The sequence below is a fragment of the Sphingomonas sp. Leaf20 genome, from assembly GCF_001421535.1.
In the GTDB taxonomy this organism is placed as follows: Bacteria; Pseudomonadota; Alphaproteobacteria; order Sphingomonadales; family Sphingomonadaceae; genus Sphingomonas.
In genome coordinates this window covers 936,909-960,505 of the sequence record NZ_LMKN01000001.1, presented here as the reverse complement: position 1 = coordinate 960,505, position 23,597 = coordinate 936,909, and the positions used below count along the sequence as shown (strand labels likewise).

Annotated in this window: 21 protein-coding genes, 1 tRNA gene and 1 pseudogene; 11 read left to right on the top strand and 12 right to left on the bottom strand. The window is 67.2% G+C overall.

Annotated elements, in window-relative coordinates; translation table 11 throughout:
- Nucleotides 1–59 precede the first annotated feature (59 nt).
- A tRNA-Pro gene (locus tag ASE72_RS04390) sits at nt 60–136 on the top strand.
- A gap of 101 nt (nt 137–237) precedes the next feature.
- Here ASE72_RS04390 and ASE72_RS04385 read toward each other — a convergent pair.
- A complete protein-coding gene (locus tag ASE72_RS04385) occupies nt 238–780 on the bottom strand; it encodes a DUF3617 domain-containing protein (protein ID WP_235532225.1) in 543 nt (180 codons plus the stop codon).
- Here ASE72_RS04385 and ASE72_RS04380 point away from each other — a divergent pair.
- The 5 genes and pseudogenes from ASE72_RS04380 to hslU all read left to right on the top strand — a co-directional run bounded on the left by ASE72_RS04380 (nt 779) and on the right by hslU (nt 4,497).
- Complete coding sequence (locus tag ASE72_RS04380; RefSeq protein WP_056017108.1) at nt 779–964, top strand: DUF4169 family protein; 186 nt, start codon at nt 779–781, stop codon at nt 962–964. The two genes, ASE72_RS04385 and ASE72_RS04380, sit on opposite strands and share 2 nt — an antisense overlap.
- Before the next feature lie 522 nt (nt 965–1,486).
- Nucleotides 1,487–2,023, top strand: coding sequence for a glycoside hydrolase family 108 protein (locus ASE72_RS04375; RefSeq protein WP_056017105.1), 537 nt, complete (start codon nt 1,487–1,489; stop codon nt 2,021–2,023).
- 59 nt (nt 2,024–2,082) lie between these two features.
- Nucleotides 2,083–2,322: pseudogene (locus tag ASE72_RS04370) on the top strand (3TM-type holin); the annotation flags it as partial.
- A gap of 212 nt (nt 2,323–2,534) precedes the next feature.
- The gene (gene hslV, locus ASE72_RS04365; protein ID WP_082445779.1) at nt 2,535–3,077 is read left to right on the top strand and encodes an ATP-dependent protease subunit HslV; all 543 of its coding nucleotides are present in this window, start codon (nt 2,535–2,537) and stop codon (nt 3,075–3,077) included.
- Nucleotides 3,078–3,201: 124 nt separating this feature from the next.
- Nucleotides 3,202–4,497 carry an ATP-dependent protease ATPase subunit HslU gene (gene hslU, locus ASE72_RS04360; protein ID WP_056017095.1) on the top strand — a complete coding sequence of 432 codons (1,296 nt, stop codon included), beginning with the start codon at nt 3,202–3,204 and terminating at the stop codon, nt 4,495–4,497.
- 973 nt (nt 4,498–5,470) lie between these two features.
- Here hslU and ASE72_RS04350 read toward each other — a convergent pair.
- From ASE72_RS04350 to ASE72_RS04340, 3 genes are all read right to left on the bottom strand, one after another.
- On the bottom strand, nt 5,471–5,737 hold the full coding sequence (locus tag ASE72_RS04350; protein ID WP_056017092.1) for a hypothetical protein: 267 nt from the start codon (nt 5,735–5,737) through the stop codon (nt 5,471–5,473).
- 57 nt (nt 5,738–5,794) lie between these two features.
- On the bottom strand, nt 5,795–7,210 hold the full coding sequence (locus ASE72_RS04345) for a DEAD/DEAH box helicase (protein ID WP_056017090.1): 1,416 nt from the start codon (nt 7,208–7,210) through the stop codon (nt 5,795–5,797).
- Nucleotides 7,211–7,455: 245 nt separating this feature from the next.
- Nucleotides 7,456–8,196, bottom strand: coding sequence for a Crp/Fnr family transcriptional regulator (locus ASE72_RS04340; RefSeq protein WP_056017087.1), 741 nt, complete (start codon nt 8,194–8,196; stop codon nt 7,456–7,458).
- Nucleotides 8,197–8,480: 284 nt separating this feature from the next.
- Between ASE72_RS04340 and ASE72_RS04335 the strand changes: the two genes are divergently transcribed.
- Nucleotides 8,481–8,717, top strand: a complete 237-nt coding sequence (locus tag ASE72_RS04335) for a DUF6894 family protein (protein ID WP_056017084.1) — start codon at nt 8,481–8,483, stop codon at nt 8,715–8,717.
- 58 nt (nt 8,718–8,775) lie between these two features.
- Here ASE72_RS04335 and ASE72_RS04330 read toward each other — a convergent pair whose 3' ends face one another.
- The 7 genes from ASE72_RS04330 to ASE72_RS04300 all read right to left on the bottom strand — a co-directional run bounded on the left by ASE72_RS04330 (nt 8,776) and on the right by ASE72_RS04300 (nt 13,904).
- The gene (locus tag ASE72_RS04330; RefSeq protein ID WP_056017081.1) at nt 8,776–9,189 is read right to left on the bottom strand and encodes a VOC family protein; all 414 of its coding nucleotides are present in this window, start codon (nt 9,187–9,189) and stop codon (nt 8,776–8,778) included.
- 214 nt (nt 9,190–9,403) lie between these two features.
- Nucleotides 9,404–10,252: a hypothetical protein gene (locus tag ASE72_RS04325; protein ID WP_235532224.1), complete on the bottom strand. Its 849-nt coding sequence runs from the start codon at nt 10,250–10,252 to the stop codon at nt 9,404–9,406.
- Nucleotides 10,253–10,257: 5 nt separating this feature from the next.
- Nucleotides 10,258–11,019, bottom strand: a complete 762-nt coding sequence (locus tag ASE72_RS04320) for an alpha/beta fold hydrolase (RefSeq protein ID WP_056017078.1) — start codon at nt 11,017–11,019, stop codon at nt 10,258–10,260.
- Nucleotides 11,020–11,056: 37 nt separating this feature from the next.
- Complete coding sequence (locus tag ASE72_RS04315; RefSeq protein ID WP_056017075.1) at nt 11,057–11,260, bottom strand: helix-turn-helix transcriptional regulator; 204 nt, start codon at nt 11,258–11,260, stop codon at nt 11,057–11,059.
- On the bottom strand, nt 11,257–11,661 hold the full coding sequence (locus ASE72_RS04310; protein WP_056017072.1) for a hypothetical protein: 405 nt from the start codon (nt 11,659–11,661) through the stop codon (nt 11,257–11,259). The genes ASE72_RS04315 and ASE72_RS04310 overlap by 4 nt, the downstream gene beginning before the upstream one ends.
- Before the next feature lie 527 nt (nt 11,662–12,188).
- Nucleotides 12,189–12,443 (bottom strand): DUF6356 family protein, encoded by a 255-nt coding sequence (locus ASE72_RS04305; RefSeq protein ID WP_056017068.1) that lies wholly within the window; start codon nt 12,441–12,443, stop codon nt 12,189–12,191.
- Nucleotides 12,444–12,479: 36 nt separating this feature from the next.
- Complete coding sequence (locus ASE72_RS04300; protein ID WP_056017065.1) at nt 12,480–13,904, bottom strand: UDP-N-acetylmuramate--L-alanine ligase; 1,425 nt, start codon at nt 13,902–13,904, stop codon at nt 12,480–12,482.
- Between the two features lie 48 nt (nt 13,905–13,952).
- On the opposite strand from ASE72_RS04300, the gene ASE72_RS04295 reads away from it, so the two are divergent.
- From ASE72_RS04295 to ASE72_RS04280, 4 genes are all read left to right on the top strand, one after another.
- Nucleotides 13,953–14,768 (top strand): LD-carboxypeptidase, encoded by an 816-nt coding sequence (locus ASE72_RS04295; RefSeq protein WP_056017062.1) that lies wholly within the window; start codon nt 13,953–13,955, stop codon nt 14,766–14,768.
- A gap of 386 nt (nt 14,769–15,154) precedes the next feature.
- Nucleotides 15,155–17,146 (top strand): threonine--tRNA ligase, encoded by a 1,992-nt coding sequence (gene thrS, locus ASE72_RS04290; protein WP_056017059.1) that lies wholly within the window; start codon nt 15,155–15,157, stop codon nt 17,144–17,146.
- A 102-nt stretch (nt 17,147–17,248) separates the two neighbouring features.
- Complete coding sequence (gene infC / locus ASE72_RS04285) at nt 17,249–17,779, top strand: translation initiation factor IF-3 (protein ID WP_056017057.1); 531 nt, start codon at nt 17,249–17,251, stop codon at nt 17,777–17,779.
- A gap of 303 nt (nt 17,780–18,082) precedes the next feature.
- The gene (locus ASE72_RS04280; protein ID WP_056017055.1) at nt 18,083–20,932 is read left to right on the top strand and encodes a TonB-dependent receptor; all 2,850 of its coding nucleotides are present in this window, start codon (nt 18,083–18,085) and stop codon (nt 20,930–20,932) included.
- Nucleotides 20,933–21,137: 205 nt separating this feature from the next.
- Here ASE72_RS04280 and ASE72_RS04275 read toward each other — a convergent pair whose 3' ends face one another.
- Nucleotides 21,138–23,006 carry an ABC-F family ATP-binding cassette domain-containing protein gene (locus ASE72_RS04275; protein WP_056017052.1) on the bottom strand — a complete coding sequence of 623 codons (1,869 nt, stop codon included), beginning with the start codon at nt 23,004–23,006 and terminating at the stop codon, nt 21,138–21,140.
- Between the last annotated feature and the right edge of the window lie 591 nt (nt 23,007–23,597).

Genomic DNA, 23,597 nt, shown 5'->3' with positions numbered 1-23,597 from the left:
GGTTTTTGCGGCATTCGCTTGCATCGCGTGCGGCATCGGCATAAGGCGCGCCCCTCGGTCGGGGCGTAGCGCAGCCTGGTAGCGCATCACACTGGGGGTGTGGGGGTCGCAGGTTCGAATCCTGTCGCCCCGACCAGAGAATTTCAGGCCGCTGGCGGATCGCTTCGGATCCGGCCCGGCCTGTTCCCCTTACACTATCGGCAGCGGTTACAGCGCCTTGAGCGTCGCGTACGGCGGTCAGCCCTTGCAGGTCGGGCCGGCGCGCGTCGCGACCTGATCCGCGACGATCCGCATCGCGCCCTTGTCGGTCTGCCCGGTCATCGTCATCCGGGCGGTGAAGCCGCTCGCGCCGTAGCTGCCCGCGCGGACGACGCGCATCGGCGGGCCCTTTTTCTGCGGGCACAGCATCACATGATCGATTCGCCCGCCGTCGAACTGCGCGCGCTCGACGGTGCATTTCGCATCGGGGCGGGGCACGAACAGTGTCGCGACGCCGGTCCGCGCCTGGTCGGGCGCGATGCATTTATGCTCGGTCTTCGACTTGCCGCGCATCATCCGCAGCATGAAGCCGGGGGCGCCCGGAATCTCGAGGTCGACCGCGGTCGATTTGATGGCCCAGTTGCCCGCGGGAAGCGACTGCGCCGACGTCGCGGCGGGGCACAGGAGAACGGGGGCCAGCAGGACGGGCAACAGCAGGAAAGGCGGGGATATCTGGCGCATAGGCGGGGCAGTCTGTAGCGCGATCGGGATGCTGGCAAGCGGCGAACGGAGATTTGTCATGGGCGAGATCGTCAATCTTCGACTGGCGCGCAAGGCGAAGGCGCGCCGTGCGGCGGCAGCGGCCGCGGACGTCAATCGCGCGGCGTTCGGGCGGACCAGCGCGGAGCGCGCGCGGGATGCTGCGGATCGGGCGAAGGTGGAGCGGGTGCTCGATCAGGCGCGGCGGGATGGGGAGGAAAGCTGATTTCCGGCAGCGGGTTGCGGGTTGGCGGCGTGATCGAGGGGGCGGTGTGCGGGGCTCTGGATCCTGACTTTCGTCAGGATGACGGGGTGTTGGGGGAGTCGCGTTTGCTGCTGCGTCATCCTGGGCTTGACCCGGGATCCAGGGTTGCGGGGGGTGGCGCTGCTTGGCTCTGGATCCTGACTTTCGTCAGGATGACGGGGTGGGTGTGGGGTCTGCGTTACCTTCTCCGTCATCCTGGGCCTGACCCAGGATCCAGGGTTACGGGGGGTGGCGCTGCTTGGCTCTGGGTCCTGACTTTCGTCGGGATGACGGGGTGTTGGGGAGTCGCGTTTCCTGCTCCGTCATCCTGGGCTCGACCCAGGATCCAGGGTTGCGGGGGGTGGCGCTGTTCGGCTCTGGATCCTGGGTTTCGTCGGGATGACGGGGTGGGGGGGGTTTGTCTTTTACCATTGACGGCTCTGATCTTGCTTTTCGCTAACCCATATGGTTATAACGCGATGGGCGAATCGGGGGGGACTTGGGATGGAGATCGGCGAGCGGATCGACGACGTGATCGATCGTGAGGGAGGCTATGGCGATCATCCGGCGGATCGCGGGGGGGCGACGCGGTTCGGGATCACGCAGGCGGTGGCGCGGGCGCATGGCTTTGCGGGGGACATGCGGGTGTTTCCGCGGGCGGCGGCAGTCGCGATCTATCGGCAGGCTTACTGGATTGACCCCGGATATGAGGGGGTTGGCCGACTCGCGCCGGCTATTGCGGGCGAATTGTTCGACACCGGGGTCAATATGGGGCGGGCGGTCGCGAGCGGGTTCCTGCAGCGCGCGCTCAACGCGCTCAATCGCGGGGCGAGCGATTATCCCGATCTCGTCGTCGATGGCCGGATCGGGCCGGGGACGCTCGCGGCGCTGGCGGGGTTCCTTAGGCGACGCGGCGCGGGGGGCGAGGCGGTGCTGCTCAAGGCGATCGAGGCGTTGCAGGGCGAGCGCTATGTCGCGCTCGCCGAGCGGCGGCCGGCGAACGAGGCGTTTCTCTATGGCTGGCTCGCCAACCGGGCGTGAGGCGGAAAGCGCCACTTTTCCAGGGGGGTGTCATGACGAGAGGCGTTGAGGAGGGGGCGGCAATGCCTGTCGATCCGTGGGTGACGCGGGCGCGGCCGGGGTTCCTGTATGTGATGTACGCGTTGCTGCTGGGGGCGATCCCGGTGGGGCTGCTTGCGGCGGTGCGACCGGGGGCGGCGCAGGCGATCGCGCGCGGAATGTCGGCGTATCTGAACGCGATACCCGAGCCGCTCTATGCGCTCTTCGGGACGGGGTATCTGGGGTATACCGCGGCGCGTGAGTGGGGGAAGCGGCGGTGAGCGGGGTGGGCGGCCGCGCGGCGGGCGTGGCGTTCGGGGCTCTGGATCCTGACTTTCGTCAGGATGACGGGAAGGGGGAAGGTAACCGGGACGCTGACAGGGAAGTCGAGCGGGAGGGTGAGGGGGTGGTGCAGGGGGTCGGTGCAGCGAACCGTTGCGTGGTCGAAAGCGCACCCTACATCGCTGGTATGAGTGCACATGATCCCCACGCCATGCCCGTCTGGCACGGCACCACCATCCTTTCGGTCCGGCGCGGCGGCAAGGTCGTCGTGATCGGCGACGGCCAGGTCTCGATGGGCCAGACCGTCATGAAACCCAATGCGCGGAAAGTGCGGCGGCTCGGCGACGGGTCGGTGATCGGCGGGTTCGCCGGCGCGACCGCGGATGCCTTCACGCTGTTCGAACGGCTCGAACGCAAGCTGGAGCAGCATCAGGGGCAGTTGCTCCGCGCGGCGGTCGAGCTTGCCAAGGACTGGCGGACCGACAAGTTCCTGCGCAACCTCGAGGCGATGATGATCGTCGCGGACAAGGACGTGACGCTGATCCTGACGGGCAATGGCGACGTGCTCGAGCCCGAGAACGGCGTCGCGGCGATCGGGTCGGGCGGCAACTATGCGCTCGCCGCGGCGCGTGCGCTGGTCGAGTATGAGAGCGATGCCGAGATACTGTGCCGCAAGGCGATGGGAATCGCGGGCGAGCTCTGCGTGTATACCAATGACCGGCTGACGGTGGAGTCGATGGACTCAACCAGTTGAAGACCCGGAAGCCCCTCTCCTTCAGGGGAGGGGTTGGGGTGGGGGGCTTCATAAAGCGCTCCGCCCGCGGATAGTCCCCACCCCCAACCCCTCCCCTGAAGGGGCGGGGCGAAGAAGAGTAATCATGAACGACCAGCTTACCCCCAAGGCGATCGTCGCCGCGCTCGACGCCCATATCATCGGCCAGGCCGCCGCCAAGCGCGCGGTCGCGGTCGCAATGCGCAACCGGTGGCGGCGCCAGCAGCTCGACGAGGATCTGCGCGACGAGGTGACGCCCAAGAACATCCTGATGATCGGGCCGACCGGGTGCGGCAAGACCGAGATCAGCCGGCGCCTCGCCAAGCTCGCCGATGCGCCGTTCGTCAAGGTCGAGGCGACCAAGTTCACCGAGGTCGGCTATGTCGGGCGCGACGTCGAGCAGATCGCGCGCGACCTGGTCGAGGAGGCGATCCGGCTGGAGAAGGAGCGCCGGCGGATCGCGGTGAAGGACAAGGCGGAGGAGGCGGCGATGGGCCGGCTGCTCGACGCGCTGGTCGGCAAGGATTCGAGCACCGCGACGCGCGAAAGCTTCAAGCAAAGGTTCCTCGACGGGCATCTGAACGCCGCCGAGGTCGAGATCGAGGTCGAGCAGACGCCGACCACGCCGTTCGAGATCCCCGGCGGTGCGCCGCAGATGATCAATATCGGCGAGATGATGAAGTCGCTCGGCGGCGGGCAGCAGCTGAAGCGCCGCAAGCTGACGGTGACCGCGGCGTGGGACAAGCTGGTCGAGGAAGAGGCCGACAAGCGTCTCGACCAGGACGAGGTGAGCCGCGTCGCGCTGGCGGATGCCGAGGCGAACGGGATCGTGTTCCTCGACGAGATCGACAAGATCGCGGTCAGCGACGGGCGCGGCGGGTCGGTGAGCCGCGAGGGCGTGCAGCGCGACCTGCTGCCGCTGATCGAGGGGACGACGGTCGCGACCAAATACGGGCCGATGAAGACGGACCATATCCTGTTCATCGCGAGCGGGGCGTTCCATGTGGCGAAGCCGAGCGATTTGCTGCCCGAGCTGCAGGGGCGGTTGCCGATCCGCGTCGAGCTGAAGGGGCTGACCGAGGGGGATTTCGTTGCGATCCTGTCGGATACGAAGGCGTCGCTGCCGCTGCAGTACAAGGCGCTGATCGCGACCGAAGGCGTCGAGATCAGCTTCACCGAGGACGGCATTGCCGCGATCGCGCGGATCGCCGCGGAGGTGAATGCCGAGGTCGAGAATATCGGCGCGCGGCGGTTGCAGACGGTGATGGAGAAGCTGCTCGAAGAGGTCAGCTACAATGCCGAGGATCGCGGCGGGTCGAGCGTGGTGATCGACGGGGCGTATGTGGATAGTCAGCTGAAGGAGATCGCGCGGAATACGGATCTCAGCCGGTTCGTGCTGTAGGCGGCGGGGGGCTTCTGCCGTCATCCTGGGGTTGACCCGGGATCCAGGGTTAGGCCCGGTGTCGCTCTTGGCTCTGGATCCTGACTTTCGTCAGGATGACGGGGGTGGGGCGGGTGGCTTCACCTTGGCCCTGATGCGCGGCGATCGCCCTGCTTTCCGTCATCCTGGGCTTGACCCAGGATCCAGGGTTGCGGGCGGGGTCGCTTTTGGCTCTGGGTCCTAACTTTCGTCAGGATGACGGGGGGTGGCGTGGGTGGCTTCGCCTTGAGCCTGATGCGCGGTGCTCGCCCCGCTTCCGTCATCCTGGGCTTGACCCAGGATCCAGGGTTAGGCGCGGTGTCGCTCTTGGCTCTGGATCCTGACTTTCGTCAGGATGACGGGGGTGGGGCGGGTGGCTTCACCTTGGCCCTGATGCGCGGTGCTTGCCCTTCTTGCGTCATCCTGGGCTTGAGCCAGGATCCAGGGTTAGGCGCGGGGTCGTTCGTGGCTCTGGGTCCTGACTTTCGTCAGGATGACGGGGGGTGGGGTGGGTGGCTTCGCCTTCGCCCTGATGCGCGGTGCTCGCCCCGCTTCCGTCATCCTGGGTTTGACCCGGGATCCAGGGTTAGGCGCGGTGTCGTTCTTGGTTCTGGATCCTGACTTTCGTCAGCATGACGGGGGATGGGGCGGGTGGCTTCGCCTTTGCCCTGATGCGCGGTGCTCGCCCCGCTTTTCGTCATCCTGGGCTTGACCCAGGATCCAGGGTTAGGCGCGGTGTCGTTCTTGGCTCTGGATCCTGACTTTCGTCAGGATGACGGGGGTGGGGCGGGTGGCTTCGCCTTGGGCTTGACGCGCGGCGCTTGCCCTTCTTGCGTCATCCTGGGCTTGACCCGGGATCTAGGGTTACGGGCGGTGTCGTTCGCGGCTCTGGGTCCTGACTTTCGTCAGGATGACGGGGGTGGGATGGCGGCCGCCCCCGTGCAACCGGGGGGCGTCAGAGGATGACGGTTTGGGGTTTGGCGTTCTTGATGCCCGCGAGGATCATCGCTTCCCAGACCGCGGGGTCGCCCGCGGCGGCCATGGCCTTGTCGGGTTCGCGCAGCGTGCGCAGGACCGCGAGCGCGTCGGGCAGATAGTCGGCCCAGGCATCGTCGATCAGCCGCGATGCGGATTCGGCGTCGCCGCCCGCATTCGCGCTGATCCGCTGGCCGGCGAGCACGCGTGCGATGCGCTCGGCGACGGGGGTAGTGGAAACGTCCATGATCCTTCTCCTCGCGACCCTGCATACAGCAAACCCGCGAGGGGAGGATATGGTCCGTTAGCGCGCGGCGCTCGGACCGGCGCCGCGACCGCCACGGCCGCCGCCGCCACCGGCCGGGCGACCACCGCCCTGGCCGCCCGGACGACCGCCGCCCTGCGGACGACCGCCGCCGCCGCCCTGGCCGCCACGGCTCGCACCCGCATAGTTGCGGCCGGTGCTGCCCGTCGCGCGCGGTGCATGCGTCGCGCGCGGACGCGCCGGATCGCGCGGACGGTCGATCCGGACTTCGGGATCGGCGCCCATCGTCTTGACGCGCGTCTGCTTGATCTGGTTCGACAGGTTGACGAAATCGTCGGGCAGCGCGCGGACCGTCACCTTCTGGCGGGTGATCCGCTCGATGTCGCGCAGATACGCCTTCTCGTCATCCGCGCAGAACGCGACGGCGATGCCGCTGGCGCCCGCACGCGCGGTGCGGCCGATGCGGTGGACATATTGCTCGGCGACGTTGGGCAGCTCGAAGTTGATGACGTGGCTGACGCCCGAGACGTCGATGCCGCGCGCGGCGATGTCGGTCGCGATCAGGACCTTGACCTTGCCCTGCTTGAATTCGCCGAGTGCGCGTTCGCGCTGGCCCTGGCTCTTGTTGCCGTGGATCGCGTTCGAGGCGATGCCGTTGCCCGCGAGCAGCTTCACGACGCGGTCGGCGCCGTGCTTGGTACGCGTGAAGACGAGCGCGCGGTCAATCGCGGGATCACCCAGCGTGATCGTCAGCAAAGCCTGCTTTTCCGACTGGTTGCAGAAGGTGACATACTGGTCGACGCGCTCGGCGGTGGTCGCGGCGGGCTTGACCGAGACGGTCTTCGGGTCGAGCAGGAACTGCGAGGCGAGGTCGCGGATCGCGGCCGGCATCGTCGCCGAGAAGAAGAGCGTCTGGCGCTTCTTCGGGAGCATGCGGACGATCTTCTTGAGCGCATGGATGAAGCCGAGGTCCATCATCTGGTCGGCTTCGTCGAGCACGAGGATCTCGATCATCGACAGGTTGCAGAAGCCCTGCTCGATCAGGTCGATCAGGCGGCCCGGCGTGGCGACGAGGATGTCGACGCCGCGGCTGAGGTCCTGGCGGTTCTTGTTGATGCTGGTGCCGCCGAACACGGTGGTCACCGACATCTTGCTGAACTGGCCGTAGGCGCGCGCGCTGTCGGCGATCTGGCTGGCGAGTTCGCGCGTCGGCGCGAGCACGAGCATGCGGCAATGCGTCGGCAGGACGCGCTTCTGGTTTTCGGTCAGCCGCTGGATCGAGGGGAGCACGAACGCGGCGGTCTTGCCGGTGCCGGTCTGCGCGATGCCGAGCAGATCGCCGCCCTCGAGCAGGATCGGGATCGACTGTGCCTGGATCGGCGTCGGCTCGGTATAGCCCTTGGCTTCGAGCGCACGGACGAGCGGCTCGGCAAGGCCGAGGTTTGCAAATGACATGTAGAGTCTCTCAAATATGCCGGGCTCGCGAATCCACGAAGCGGACGCACGAGGGGCGGTGGTGTTTTGACACCCCGCGTGAAAAGGGAAGCCCGTTGGAAACGACCGAGGCGGAGCTTAGACCGTAAAGGTCCAATCACGCTGCATTACGCCTCGATCCGGTGCAGATGGTCGATAAGGACCAAAATGTCAAGCGGAGGGGGCGGGCCGGTCTCGCGGCGGGGCCCTTGGCCCGGCCGCGGGCTTCAGCGGCGGAACTGGTCGAGGTGGAGATAGCGTTCGTTGAATTCGGCGGCGTCGCGCAGCGCGTGCCAGTCCGCGACGCCGATCTGGCGCTTCCGGCGGGTGATCAGCCCCTCGGTCTCGAGCGACTTGAGCACGCGGTTGACATGGACCGGGGTCAGCCCGAGCGCATCGCCGATCTGCTCCTGCGTCATCGGCAGCTCGTAGCCGTCGTCCTCGGTCATCATCGACGAGGCGCGCAGCCGTGCGGCATATTCGCAGAGCAGGTGCGCGAGCCGCATCTTGGCGTTGCGGCGGCCGATGTTGAGCAGCCACTCGCGGTGGATCGACGCCTCGATCAGCACTTCGGTCCACAGCGCGCTTGCGATCCGCGGGCATTGCGCGACGGCCTCGCGCAACGCGGGGATCGCGATCTCGGCGACGGTGATCCGCGTCAGCGCCTGGACGTCGTGATCCGATTCCTCGAGAAACAGGTTCTGCAGGTCGATGAAGTCGCCGGGCATCAGGATCGAGACGATCTCGCGCTCGCCATTGGGGGTGAGCTTCTGGCGATAGGCGAACCCCTCGATGACGAACGCGCAGCGCTGCGGCCGCTGTCCCTCGCGCACCATATAGGTCGACTGCGCGATCGTCCGCAGCTTGAACGGCAGGTCGGCGATGGTCGCACGGTCGCCGTCCGTCAGCGCGACGCGCGTGGACAGCTTGGCGATCAGATGATCGGTAACAACGGTGGATCTTTCCACATGAACTCCGCATCGAGGCGGGAGCACATCGAAACTCTCAGTCGCCTCGACCATGTCTAGACGAACCCCATTTCTAAAACTCTATCACAGGAGGCACGGGCTGGCTTATACATAGGTTAGGAAAACCCCCGTATGGAACCACCGCGCCAAGGAGGCGTAGTCCACAACGCAGGAAAGGCGCATTTCGCGACGTCGTATATAAGGGAAACTACGTAGGGCGATCAATCGGACCGCAGGCGCTCGCGCCCTTTCCGATCGGGACCCCGCCGATCAGGACATCGTCAATGCCGTGGTTTCACTTCCATCTCTCCATCGGAGACGCGGTGATCGAGGACCCCGAGGGGCTCGAACTGCCCGACCGGACCGCGGCGATCCGCCAGGCGCTGGTCTCGGTGCGCGAGATCCTCGCGGAGGACATCCGGATGGGCCGTACCGACCTGACGCTCCAGCTCGCGCTGGCGGACGAGACCGGGGTGTTCCACGTCACGACCTGTACCGACGCGATGGCAACGAAAGTCTAGCGGGGGGAGCCGCCGGCGCGATCCGCGGCGGCTCCCGGTCCGCGCCTACCAGTGGCCCCTACCAGTGACCGGTGTTGGGCATCGACGCCCAGGGCTCGGCGGGGTCGAGATGACCGTCCTGGAGCAGCTCGATCGAGATGTTGTCGGGGGTGCGGACGAACGCCATGTGGCCGTCGCGCGGCGGGCGGTTGATCGTCACGCCCGCGTCCATGAGCCGCTGGCACGTGTCGTAGATATTGTCGACGCGGTAGGCGAGATGGCCGAAATTGCGGCCTTCGCCATATTCTTCCGGATCCCAGTTGTGCGTCAGCTCGACCTCGGCGGACTCGTCGCCCGGCGCGGAGAGGAAGATGAGCGTGAAGCGGCCCTTCTCGTTTTCCATGCGACGCGCTTCTTTCAGCCCGAGCAGCTCGAAGAACGCGATCGTCTTGGCCGGATCGGTGACCCGGATCATCGTGTGGAGATATTTCATGGACGGCCTTTTCCGTTGGACCGCCGCTAGATAGGCGGCGTCCGGGTGAGGTTCCAGAGGGGGCGACACGTCATCCCGGCCCGTCATCCTCGCGCAGGCGGGGATCCATAGTCGCATCGTCCACGATAGAATCGTGAGGGTCGCCAGTCTGGCTTCCCGCCTTCGCGGGAATGACGGTGGGGGAGGTGGGGGGGGGCGCGACCTGCCGTACGGATCAGGGTTTGGGCGGGTCGAACTGGCGGAGCGCGGCGACGGCGTTGCGCGCGGTGGGGGTGTCGGGGGCGAGGCGTGCGGCTTCGGCCCAGGCGGTGCGGGCGCGGTCCTCGTCGCCGCCCGCCGCGGCGATGTTGCCCGCCTCGAGCTGGACCGAGGCGTCGTCGGCGGAGCGCTTGAGCGCCTCGGCGATGTCGCCCTTCGCGCGCGGCAGATTGCCCATCCGGCGCGACAGCGTCGCCGACAGCAGCCACGCGAGCGGATCGTCGCCCGCGGTCGTCAGCGCGAGGTCGATGTCGGTGCGCGCGGCGTCGAGATCGCCCGCGGCCACCAGCGCACGCGCATGGTCGAGCCGCGCCTCGCCCAGCTGCAGGCCCTCGAGCGTTCCCGCGGTCAGCGCCGAATCGAGCGCGAGCCGTGCCTTGGCGGGGTCGCCCGCCGCCAGCCAGGCATTCCCACCCTGCGCCCAGTAGTTCGCGGCGCGGTCGTCCCTGGCGAGCTGCGCCTCGCGCGCGGCGGCCTCGAATTCGTCCGCGGCCGAGCCCCAGTTCTTCTCCGCGGCGAGGGCGAGGCCCGCGCACTGCCGTGCGACGTACCCGCCGCCCGCGATCCGCCAGCGACCCGCCTCCGCGCGCGCCGCCGCGGGATCGGTCGCGATCATCGTGACGCAGCGCGAAAACCGTGCCTCACGATTGTCGACCGGACCCGAAGGCCTGGCCGGCCTGGCCTGGGCCGGCGCGGCCTTTGCCGGGGGGCGGGCGGACGCGCTGGTCGCCTGCGCGGGCGACGCGGCGGGCAGCAGGGCGGGAGCGATCAGGGCGGGAGTGAGCAGGGCGGGGGCAAGCAGCATCAATATCATAGCGGGGCGATCACATCCTCGACCGCGCGGATGATCAGCGCGATGTCGGAATCGCGTGACAGGCGGTGATCGCCGTCCTTGACGAGCAGCGTCTGCACATCGGCTGAACGAAGCAGATCGGCGAGCCGGGTGGTGCGCAGCCACGGCACCTCCGTGTCGCGCTGGCCCTGGAGGAGGCGGACGGGGCAGGTGACCTCGATCCAGCCGAACATCAGCCGGTTCGCCTCGCCCGACGACCAGAAGGCGCGCGTATAGACGGTCGGCTGGGGGCCGTAGCTGTTGGGGCGTTCGAGCCGGCCCGCGCTGAGCAAGGTCAGCTTTTCCTCGGGCGTGAAGCCCCAGTCGGTGAAGTCGGGCGCGGGGGCGATGCCGATGAGTGCTGCGACCAGATCGGGACGCAGCTTGGCCACCAGCAGCATCAGCCAGCCGCCGAGCGAGGAGCCGACGAGCACCGCCGGGCCATTGCCGAGCGCCTCGAGCATCGCGATCGTGTCGTCGCGCCAGTCGACCAGCGTCTGGTCCTCGAACGCGCCCTCGCTCTGGCCGCAGCCGCCATAGTCGAAGCGGAGGAACGCGCGGCCCTGCGATTTCGCCCAGGCTTCGAGCGTGACCGCCTTGGTGCCCGCCATGTCCGAGCCATAGCCCGAGAGGAAGACGATCGTCGGGCCGGTGCCCTCGCTGTGGTGATAGGCGAGGCGGGGGCGTTCCTTAACGGGAGCGGGGACAGGAGCGGGCGTCGGGGCGGGCGTGTCGGTCATGCCACGGCTTTAGCCAGACCGGGCGGGCGGGGCTAGGTCAAGAGGGGGCGGACGGGCTGGTGAAGATGTCCTCGATCGCGAGGCCGAACAGCTCGGCGATGCGGAAGGCGAGCGGGAGCGAGGGGTCGTAGCGGCCGGTCTCGATCGCGTTGACGCTCTGGCGCGAGACGTCGAGGCGGTCGGCGAGGTCGCTTTGGCTCCAGTCGCGTTCGGCGCGCAGGACTTTGAGGCGGTTCTTCATACCGCGCGGCGCATCGTCAGCGTGTTGATGCAGCTGCCGACGCCGAGCCCGCCGAACCACAGCACCGCGATGTAGAAGGATTCGACATGGCCGACGATCTCGAACGATTCGAGAAAGCCCCAGATCGTGGCCACGCTGAGCGCGAAGCCGGTCGCGTAGAAGCTCTGTCGCGCGGTGAGCATGCGGATATATTCGTCGGTCTCCTCGACCAGATACCGCCCCATCGCCGCGAACACGCCGATGATCGGCAGCGCGGGGAGGATCGCCACCACGACCGCGAGCGGGCCGCTGACAAGCTGGTGGTTGAAGGCGTAGATCGCGGTCATCAAGAACGCCGCGTAGAGCAGGCAGAGGATGATGACGGTGCTGTTGTAGCGGCGGATGGCGCGACTGCGTGACATGGAAAGCTCCCTTGCGGATTGGTAAAGGGAGCTTGTCATTTGCGGGTGTGAGAGTCAAGGGGGCTTTACAGGGGGTGGCGTCTCACCGCCGTCATCCTGGGCCTGACCCAGGATCCAGAGTCGCGGGGGTTGCGCTGCTTGGCTCTGGATCCTGACTTTCGTCAGGATGACGGGTGGGGGATGGGGGTGCTTCCCCGCCGTCGAGATGACGGGTGGGGCGGGCTGCACTTCATCGCCGTCATCCTGGGCTTGACCCAGGATCCAGGGTTACGGGGCGCAGCGCTGCTGGGCTCTGGATCCTGACTTTCGTCAGGATGACGGGTGGGGAGGGGGCGGCGCTTCACCGCCCTCGGGTGACGGGTGGGGGCTGCACTTCATCGCCGTCATCCTGGGCTTGACACAGGATCCAGGGTTCGGGGCGCAGCGCTGCTGGGCTCTGGGTCCTGACTTTCGTCAGGATGACGGGTGGGGGGAGGGCGGCGCTTGCCGCCGTCGTCCTGGGCCCCGCTTTCGCGGGGCGCGCGGGGTCAGATGATGAATTCTACCGTCTTCATCTGCGTCTGGTCGGCCGCCACCGCGCCGCGTTTGGCGACCATCTGGCGGTGGAGTTCGCGGACCGTGTCGCTGCCGCGCGTCTTGCAGAGCGCGGGGACGACCGCGTGGACGAGCGCGCCGAGCCCGCCGGCGATCATCGCCACGCCGAACCGGCCCGCGACGCCGAAATGCTCGGCATAGCTTTCGCCGACAGTGGCGGGATGGTCGAGGAAGAGGCGGCGGAACATCGGCGGGTCTCCGGACGGGCTGGTGCGGCTATCCTATCAGCCGCCGAGGGATTCGACCATGGTCGCCGCGAGCAGCCCGAGCGTGTCGTCGCGCGCGCCCATCACGACGATGCGGTCGCCGGGGCGCGCCTCGGCTACCAGCAAGGCGGCGGCGTCGGCGCGGTCGGCGATGTGGCGGGCGTCGCGACTTCCCGCGGCGATCCGGGCGACGATGTCGGCGCTCGTCACCTCGCGGGTGACGGTGCCGCCGTAATAGGCCGGGTCGGGAAGGACGAGCAGGTCTTCGGGGGCCATCCGGTCGACGAAGGTGGCGACGAGTTCGCTGCCCATGACCTTCAAGGGGCCATAGCCGTGCGGCTGGAAGAGGATCAGCAGGCGGCCGGGAAACGCGTGGAGCGTGTCGAGCGTCGCGGCGATCTTGTCGGGGTTGTGGCCGAAATCGTCGATCACCGCGACGCCGTTCGCCTCTCCCACCAGGTCGAAGCGGCGGCGCAGGCCGGTGAAGCTCGCGAGCGCCCTGACCGCGTCGGGGAGCGACACGTCGGCGGCCATCGCCGCGCCGATCGCGGCGAGCGCGTTCGAGACGTTGTGGCGGCCGGGGACCGCGAGCTTCACGCGCGTGCGGACGCCGCGCGAGACGAGGTCGAAGCCAATCGCGAAGGGCTCGGGCTTGAGGTTCTCGGCGCGGAGGTCGGCGGAGGCGTCGATCGCGAAGGTGGTGACCTGGCCGCGGGGGAGGCGCGACGCGAGCGCGGCGGCGTCGGGGTCGTTGGCGTTGACGACCGTGGTCTCGGCCTTGGCGATGAAGCTGCCGAAGAGCGCGCGGAGCTCGTCGAGCGACTTGTGGTCGAGGCTGACATTGTTGAGCACGGCGATCTTCGGCGCGTACTGCGCGATCGAGCCGTCGCTTTCGTCGACTTCGCTCACGAAGGTGTCGCCCGCACCCACGAGCGCGCTGGCGAAGGGGGCGTCGGGCCCTGCGAAGTTCTTCATCACCGCGCCGTTCATCACGGTCGGGTCGCGGCCGACGGCGTGGAGGATCCAGCCGATCATGCCGGTGACGGTCGACTTGCCGCTGGTGCCCGCGACGCCGATCGGGAGGCGGCTGTCGTTGAACAGCGAGGCGAGCATCGCCGCGCGCGTCGAGCGCGTGCAGCCCTGCGCGTCAGCGGCGATCATGTCGGGGACGGTCGGCTCGATCGCGGCAGACGCGATCACGATCTGGTCGGGCGAGACGATGCCGCTGCCGTCCTGCGGGAAGAGCGCGACGCCCTTGGCGGCGAGGTCGGCGAACTTGGCGGGGACGCGGCCCTGGTCGAGGTTACGGTCCGACCCCGCGACGGTCGCGCCGCGGCCCGCGAGGATCATCGCGAGCGGCATCATGCCGCTGCCGCCGATGCCGACGAAAAAATAGGCGGGCTGGTCGGCGGCGGGCTGGTCGGAGGGGTTGGTGATATCCATGCGACCGCGCTATCGGCGGTTGCGTAACGGGGCAAGACAGGACGAACCATGCGCATCGGTGTTCTCGCCGCGTCGAGCCGGACCAATCCTTCGGCGATCCCCGTGATGACCGCCTATGTGGCGGCAGCGTTTCCCGAGGTCGAGCTGGTGTTCCATCCGCAATGCACCGCGACCGACGGCCATTTCGCGGGGTCGGATTTCGCGCGCGCGGCGGCGTTTCTGGAATATGCGAACGATCCGGCGTTCGACGCGGTCTGGTTCCTGCGCGGGGGCTATGGCGCGAACCGGATCCTCGCGATGGTGATGCCCGAGCTGGGGCGTGCGGCGCGGCACAAGATGTATCTGGGCTATTCGGATGTCGGGTTTTTGCTGGGGGCGCTGTACGCGCGGCGGATCGGGCGGGTGGCGCATGGGCCGATGGTGAGCGACATCAACCGGCATGACGGCGAGACGACGGTCGCGCGGTCGCTCGGGTGGATGGCGCGGGGGGATCGCTCGGGGCTCGAGCCGGGGCTCGGGGGGCAGCCCTCGGCGGCGTTCAACCTGTCGATCCTGACGGCGCTGATCGGGACGCCGTGGCTGCCGGATCTGACCGATCACGTGCTGATCGTCGAGGAGGTGTCGGAGCCGATGTATGCGATCGACCGGATGCTGTTCAAGGTGGCGAACGCGACGCAGCTGAAGGGGATTGCGGGGCTCAGGCTCGGAGCGGTGACCGCGGTGCAGGCGAACGAGCCGGCCTGGGGGGAGACGCTCGACTATATGATGGTGCGGTGGGCGCGGGATATGGGGGTGCCGTATCTGGGGCGGGCCGAGGTGGGGCACACGCAGGGGAACCATGTGGTGCCGTTTGGGGTGGCTTGAGGGGGGCGTTCATTGCCGTCATCCTGGGGTTACGGGGGTGGCGCTGCTTGGCTCTGGGTCCTGACTTTCGTCAGGATGACGGGGGGTGGGGGTGGCGGCTCTCCCTTCTCGTTATCCTGGGCTTGACCCAGGATCCAGGGTTACGGGGGGTGGTGCTGTTTGGCACTGGGTCCTGACTTTCGTCAGGATGACGGGGGGTGGGGGCGGCTCTCCCTTCTCGTCATCCTGGGCTTGACCCAGGATCCAGGGTTGCGGGGGGTGGTGCTGCTTGGCTCTGGGTCCTGACTTTCGTCAGGATGACGGAAGGGGTGTCGGTGCGTGGCGGGTTGCCTATATCGGCACCGCGACGGCATAAGCGCCGTTCTTCCATCACGAGAAAGTTCCTCATGTCTGCCATGTTCCGCATTACGCTTCCCGACGGCTCCGTCCGCGAGGTTGCGCCCGGGACTACGCCCGCGGATGTCGCCGCGGCGATCGGGCCGGGGCTCGCCAAGGCGGCGCTTGCTGCGCGGATCGACGGGCAGGTGCGCGATCTGGGGCGGCCGTTCGAGGGCGACACGAACCTCGCGCTCGTCACCGCGCGCGACGAGGCGGATGCGCTCGAGCTGGTGCGGCATGACCTCGCGCATGTGATGGCGGAAGCGGTGCAGCATCTGTTCCCGGGCACGCAGATCACGTTCGGGCCGGCGACCGATGACGGCTTCTATTACGACTTCGCGCCGAAGGACCGGCCGTTCACCGACGAGGACCTGCCCGCGATCGAGGCGGAGATGCGCGCGATCATCGCGCGGAACGAGCCGTTCCTGCGCGAGGTGTGGTCGCGCCAGCAGCTGATCGACCGCTGGACCGAGCAGGGCGAGACGTTCAAGGCCGAATGGGCCGCCGAGCTGCCCGAGGGCGAGGAGCTGACCATCTATCGCCAGGGCGAGTGGCTCGACATGTGCCGCGGGCCGCACATGGTGTCGACCGGCAAGCTGGACCCGGCTGCGTTCAAGCTGACGCGCGTTTCGGGGGCTTACTGGCGCGGCGACCAGAAGAACGCGATGCTCAGCCGCATCTACGGCACCGGCTGGCTCAACAAGAAGCAGCTCGACCAGCACCTGTTCCGGCTGGAAGAAGCCGCCAAGCGCGATCATCGCAAGATCGGGCAGGAGATGGACCTGTTCCACCTCCAGAGCGAGGCGCAGGGGTCGGTGTTCTGGCATCCCAACGGCTTCGTGCTGTGGCGGCAGCTCGAGGCGTATATGCGCCGGCGGCTCGACGCGGCGGACTATGCCGAGGTGAAGACGCCGCAGCTGATGGACGCCAAGCAGTGGGAACAGTCGGGCCACTGGGGCAAGTATCGCGAGAACATGTTCGTGGTGCCCGACGAGATTCCCAACGTCGAGGACGAGGGCGCGGTGCTGTCGGGCGAGGGCGACCTGATGGCGCTCAAGCCGATGAACTGCCCCGCGCACGTCCTGATCTTCAAGCAGGGGATCAAGTCGTATCGTGACCTGCCGATCCGGATGGCGGAGTTCGGCTGCTGCCACCGCAACGAGCCGCATGGCGCGCTGCACGGGATCATGCGCGTCCGCCAGTTCACGCAGGACGACGCGCATATCTTCGTCCGCGAGGACCAGCTGGTCGAGGAGGTCCGGAAATTCTGCGAGCTGCTCGACAGCGTGTACAAGCATCTGGGCTTCGAGGAGTATGCGGTGAAGCTCGCGCTGCGCCCCGAGAAGCGGTTCGGCGACGACGCGATGTGGGACAAGGCCGAGGCCGAACTGCGCGAGGCGGTGATGCAGTCGACCTTGTCCGACACGATCAAGGCGAATTTCGAGGAGCTGCCGGGCGAGGGGGCGTTCTATGCGCCGAAACTCGAATTCCACCTGACCGATGCGATCGGGCGGACGTGGCAGGTCGGCACGATCCAGTCGGACCGCGTGCTGCCCGAGCGACTCGACGCGTCGTATGTGGGTGCGGATGGCGAGCGGCACCGGCCGGTGATGCTCCACCGCGCGATTTTGGGCACGTTCGAGCGGTTCATCGGCATATTGATCGAGCATCATGCCGGGCGCTTCCCGCTGTGGCTGGCGCCGGTGCAGGTGGTGGTCGCGACGATCGTGTCGGATGCCGACGAGTATGCGCACCGTGTCGTGGCGGCGCTGCGCAAGGCGGGGATCCGCGTCGAGACCGATCTGCGTAACGAGAAGATCAACTACAAGGTGCGCGAGCACAGCCTGGCCAAGGTGCCGGTGCTGTTCGTGGTCGGCAAGCGCGAGGCGGACGAGGCGACGGTCGCGATCCGGCGGCTCGGCAGCCAGGGGCAGGAGATGCTGTCGCTCGACGAGGCGGTGGCACGCCTTGCGGTCGAGGCGCGCGCACCCGATATGTGATGTCGTAACGGGCCGGCTATCCGCGCAAGCGATTTTACGCTATGAGTCGGCCCAAATACTGCGTCAGAAACAACAGGAGCAACCCCCATACGTCCTCCCACGATGCGCCGGCCCATGCAGACTCCCGCGATGAACGGCCCGCGATTCAACGAATTCATCCAGAGCCAGAAGGTCCGCGTGATCGATCACGAGGGCGAGAATCTGGGCGTGATGTTCACGCGCGAAGCGATGGAGCAGGCGGCCGAGCTCGGCCTCGACCTGGTTGAGGTTTCGCCCAACGCCGATCCGCCCGTCGCCAAGTTCCTCGACGTGGGCAAGTTCAAGTACGAGGCGCAGAAGAAGGCGAACCTCGCACGCAAGTCGCAGAAGACGCAGGAGATCAAGGAGATCAAGATGCGTCCGAACATCGACGACCATGATTACGACACGAAGATGAAGAAGGTGAACGACTTCATCGGCGAGGGCGACAAGGTCAAGATCACGCTGCGCTTCCGTGGCCGCGAGCTGAGCCATGGCCAGCTGGGCATGAACCTGTTGAAGCGCGTGCAGGACGACGTCGCGGAAATCGCCAAGATCGAGGCATACCCGCGCATGGAAGGCCGTCAGATGCTGATGGTGCTCGCGCCCAAGTAAGCGACGCCCGCAGCGCCCCCGGTCAGGATGTGCCGGCCGGGGGCGGCTTGTAAAAACTTCCTGTAAATAATTTCGGGGTCGTCGGGTCCGTGCGTTGCGCCAGACCCGCCTCCGCCAGCCAGCCGTAGCGTCAAGCGCGTGTCACGCCGGGTCCCGTCGGGGCCCGGTGTTGCGCATCTGCGACACAATTGCCGGAAAGCGTTTGCCGCATACGGAAATTGATGGACGTTGACGCAGGTTTCTCCTTACCTCCTGACCAAACCGGATATTCGAACTAATTCGAAGCCGCCAGGAGAGATGCCCATGCGTATGACCGCGTATCTGTTGTCTGCCGCTGCTACCGTCGCGCTCGCCGCGCCCGCCTATGCGCAGGACGTCCCGACGACGCAGCCCGAGGCGCAGACCGTACCCTCAAACGCCTCGGGTACGGCGGCGGGATCGGTCGACGCGCAGCAGCCGCCGGTCGCGGTCAACGACACGCCGCAGCCGGTCAACGCAGGCGACATCGTCATCACCGCGACGCGCCGCTCCGAGCGGCTGTCGAACGTGCCGATCGCGGTGTCCGCCGTCGGCCAGGCCGCGCTGCAGAATTCGGGCGCGACCGACATCCGCCAGATGACGCAGCTGGCGCCATCGCTGCTGATCTCGTCGACGGGCTCGGAGGCGAACGCCTCGGCGCGTATCCGCGGTATCGGCACGGTCGGCGACAATCCCGGCCTCGAAAGCTCGGTCGCGGTGTTCATCGACGGCGTCTATCGCAGCCGCACCGGCTCGGGTCTGAACGATCTCGGCGAAGTCGACCGGATCGAGGTGCTGCGCGGGCCGCAGGGGACGCTGGCCGGGCGCAACGCGTCCGCGGGCACGATCAACATCCTGACCAAGCTGCCGTCCTACCAGTTCGGCGGGTACGGCGACGTGACCTACGGCAACTACAACAATATCCGCATCGCGGGCGGGCTGACCGGGCCGATCATCAAGGACAAGCTGGCGTTCCGCCTCGACGGCGTGTTCGGCAAGCGCGACGGCTATTATTACGACGTCATCAACAAGACCGATTACAACGACCGCAACCGCTATTTCGTGCGTGGCCAGCTGCTGTTCGAGCCGAGCAGCGACGTGTCGGTCCGCCTGATCGGCGATTACACGCGGCGCGACGAGAAGTGCTGCGGCGCGGTCTATATCGACACGCGCGAGAAGATCGACCCGACGCCCGGCGTCGCGGGCGACTTCGCGATCAACCCCGCGGGCAACCGCATCCAGCAGGTCATGCAGAGCATGGGTGCGGTGTTCCCGAGCCAGGGCGATCCGTATAACCGCCGCATCGCCAACACGCTGGGCCGCGCCTATTCGAACATCACCAAGGATTATGGCGGCTCGGGGCAGATCGACGCGAACCTCGGCTTTGCGCAGCTGACGTCGATCACCGCCTACCGCGAGTACAAGTCGGGTGGCGCGGCGGACATCGATTACGGCAATCTCGACATCGGTTACCGCGCGGACGACGGCAACAGCTATCGCCAGTTCCACACCTTCAGCCAGGAAGTCCGGCTGAACGGGTCGCTGTTCAACGACAAGCTCGACTGGCTGATCGGCGGCTATTTCTCGAAGGAAGACCTGGTCGTTGCGGACAATCTGAAGTTCGGGACGCAGTACGGCGCGTTCGCCGCGTGCCGGATCGTCGCGACGGTCAGCCCGATCGCGGCGCTGCGTAACCCCAATGCGCCGGGCTGCCTCGGCACGACGCCCGTCGCGGCGTTCGGCGGGGCCACCGGGCGGCAGGCGTTCGGCGCGAACTTCGGCCAGCTCGCGCAGCCGATCCTCGGCATGATCGACCGGCTGAGCGCGCTCAACAACCTGGGCGATCAGCGTTCGACCTATTACCAGGACAGCAAGAACTACGCGTTCTTCACGCACAACATCTTCAAGGTGACCGACAAGCTGTCGATCACGGGCGGTCTTCGCTACACGCACGAGCAGAAGGATTTCCACGCCGATTTCAACAACAATAACACGCTCTGCCCCGCGCAGCAGGCAACCGGCAGCCAGGTTTTCGCCGGAATCGCGGGCGCGCCCGGCCTGACCGCGGCGCAGCGGGCGCAGCTCAACCAGATCGTCGGCGGGATCGTCACGCTGACCTGCACGGGCAACTCGACGTCGGCGCTCAACGCACTCGACCTGAACGACGGGTTCAAGGAAGGCGAGTTCAGCGGCACGGGTATCGTGTCGTACAAGCCGCGCACCGACACGCTGCTCTATGCGTCCTATTCGCGCGGCTACAAGGCGGGCGGCTATAACCTCGACCGGTCGGATCTGACCGCGAACGTCTTCGCGGCGCCGACCAATGCCAGCGCGAGCCGGCTGCGGTTCGATCCCGAGACGGTCAACGCGTACGAGGTCGGGCTGAAGTTCACGTCGAGCGACTTCACCTTCAACGTCGCGGGCTTCCGCCAGGAGTTCAAGAACTTCCAGCTGAACACGTTCAACGGCACCAACTTCATCGTCCAGAACATCAGCTCGTGCGACACCAGCCTCAACGGCGCGGATCGCGATGCGAGTGCGGCGACGGGCGCGTGCACCGGCGACGTGAAATACGGCGTGCAGTCGCAGGGCTTCGAGCTCGAGGCGGGGCTGTTCCCGGTCCGCAACGTCGCGGTGAGCCTCGGCTACACGTTCGTCGACACGAAGTTCAAAAACAACCTGGTCGGATCGGAGACGGGCGAGGCGCTCGACCCCGCGCTGTTCCTGCTGTCGGGCAACAACGTCTCGAACGCGCCGAAGCACACGGTGACGGCATCGACGACCTGGACGCCCGATCTGGGTTCGTCGGGGATCACCGGGCTGTTCTATCTCGATGGCCGCATGACGAGCGACTACAACACCGGGTCGGACCTGTTCACCGAGAAGACGCAGGACGGCTTCTTCCTGATGAACGCACGCGTCGGCATCCGCGGGCCCGCGCAGAAATGGGCGATCGAGCTCTGGGCGCAGAACCTGCTCGACACCGATTACCAGCAGGTCGGGTTCAACGCGCCGTTCCAGGGCGCGGGCAACCTCGACCAGGTCAAGGCGTTCGGCGGCGTGGGGAACCAGATCTTCACCTCGTACCTCGCCGAGCCGCGGACGTACGGGCTGACGCTGCGCACGCGGTTCTGATCGTTCGACAGGGCTAAGGGGAGGCCGGTCCGCTCGGGTGAGCGGGCCGGCCTTTTTTTTGGCGGGGCTTTCGTTCACGTCCGTCATCCTGACGAAAGTCAGGATCCAGGATAACTCAGCGGGACGTTCGTGGCTCTGGATCCTGACTTTCGTCAGGATGACGCGGGAGGGCGTGACCGGACGGGGTTCGCACCCCCACCGGGGGTCAGGCGGCGATCGATTCGAGCGCTTCGCTGGCCTCGAGCCACTTGGCTTCGCTTGCCTCGAGCTTGGCGTTAACCTCGGCGCGGCGCTTGCTGAGGTCGCCCATCGACATCCGCGAGAAGCGCGGCTCGGCATTTGCCGGGTCGATCATCGCGCGGTCGATCGCGTTGCGTTCCTTGGTGAACTTGGCGGTCTGCTCCTCGACCTCGCGGAGCGCCTTGCGCAGCGCGGCGTCGTTGCTCTTCGCGTCCGCGGCGGCCTTCTTGCCCGCCTTCTTGTCGGCCTTCGACGCGGCATCGCCCTTGCCCGCGTCGCCCTTGAGCACGAACGCGATGTAATCGTCGAGGCTGCCGTCGAATTCCTTCGCGGTGCCGTCGTCGACCAGCACGAGGCGGTCGGCGGTCAGTTCGAGCATGTGGCGGTCATGGCTGACGAGCACGACGGCGCCGGTATAGGCGTTGAGCGCCTGGACGAGCGCCTCGCGCGCATCGACGTCGAGATGGTTGGTCGGCTCGTCGAGGATGAGCAGATGCGGCGCGTCGCGCGTGATCAGCGCGAGTGCGAGGCGCGCGCGTTCGCCACCCGACAGCTTGCCGACCTTGGTCGTCGCCTTGTCGCCCGAAAAGCCGAACCGGCCGAGCTGGCCGCGCACCGCGGCGGGCGTCGCGCCCTTCATCAGGTGCGACATATGCTCGATCGGCGTGTCGGTCGGGTCGAGTTCCTCGACCTGATACTGCGTGAAATAGCCGACCTTCATCTTGCCCGACGACGCCATCTCGCCGTCCATCGGCGTCAGCTGTGCCGCGAGCAGCCGCGCGAGCGTGGTCTTGCCGTTGCCGTTGCGCCCGAGCAGCGCAACGCGGTCGTCGGGATCGAGCCGCATGTTGAGCCGCTTGAGGATCGGCACGTCGGCATAGCCGACCGTCGCCATGTCGAGCGTGATCAGCGGCGGACGCAGCTCGGTCGGGTTGGGGAAGCCGAACGAGAGCGTGGGATCGTTGTAGCTCTCGGCGATCGGCTGCATCTTGGACAGCATCTTCTGGCGCGACTGGGCCTGCTTGGCGGTCGAGGCGCGCGCGCTGTTCTTGGCGATATATTCCTGGAGCTTCTCGCGCTGCACCGCCTGGTTGGCGCGTGCCGCCTCGATCTGCGCGAGGCGCTCGGCGCGCTGGCGCTCGAACGCGTCATAGCCGCCGGGATAGAGCGTGATCTTGCCGCCCTGCAGATGCAGGATGTGATCGACGACGTTGTTGAGGAAATCGCGCTCGTGGCTGACGACGACGATCGTCGCCTTGTAGCTTTTGAGGAAGTCCTCGAGCCACATCACCGCTTCGAGATCGAGATGGTTCGACGGCTCGTCGAGCAGCAGCAGGTCGGGCTGCGAGAACAGCAGCGCGGCGAGCGCGACGCGCATCTTCCAGCCACCCGAGAAGCTGTCGAGCGTGCGCGCCTGCATCTCCTCGTCGAAGCCGAGGCCGAGCAGGATCTGCGCGGCGCGCGCGGGCGCGGTGTAGGCGTCGATCGCGATCAGCCGCTCGTACACGTCGCCGAGGCGATCGGGATCCTCGCTCGTCTCGCTCTCGAGCATCAGCGCGGCGCGTTCGAGATCGGCCTCGAGCACGGTCTCGAACGGCGTCTTCACGCCGTGCGGCGCTTCCTGCGCGAGATAGCCGATGCGCGCGCCTTTCGGCATGTCCGCGGAGCCGTCATCGGGTTCGAGCTGGCCTGCGATCACGCGCACCATCGTCGACTTGCCCGCGCCGTTGCGCCCGATCAGCCCGACTCGGCTGCCCGGCGGCAATGCGGCACTGGCGCCATCGAGGATAACGCGTCCGCCAAGGCGCACCGTGATATTGTTCAGGTTCAGCATGGCCGCGGGCGTTAGCAGATGCAGCACGGTTTTACGAGGGGGCGGGGTGAGGGGGCGGGGTCGTACCGGGTCGGCCCGGTTGCTTTCGCCCACGGCCGCCGCCCCACGTTTGCCGTCATCCTGACGGAGGTCAGGATCCAGAGTTGCGGGCGGTGGCGGTTGGGGCTCTGGATCCTGACTTTCGTCAGGATGACGGGGGTTTTTGCTGGTCGGGGTGCGGGGCGTGGATTCGCAGCGAGGCCGCATGGGTGCTTGGTTCGCGGCGGCTGCCCCACGCTTGTCGTCATCCTGACGGAGGTCGGGATCCAGGGTTGCGGGCGGGGGCGGTTGGGGCTCTGGATCCTGACTTTCGTCAGGATGACGGGGGGGTTGGATGGTCGGGCTGCGGGGCGTGGGTTCGCAGCGAGGCCGCTTGGTTGCTTGGTTCGCGGCGGCTGTCCCACGCCTGTCGTCATCCTGTCGGAGGTCAGGATCCAGGGTTGCGGGCGGTGGGGGTTGGGGCTCTGGATCCTGACTTTCGTCAGGATGACGGGGGTTTGGATGGTCGGGTTGCGGGGTTTGGATTCGCGGCGAGGCCGGCTTGGTTGCTTG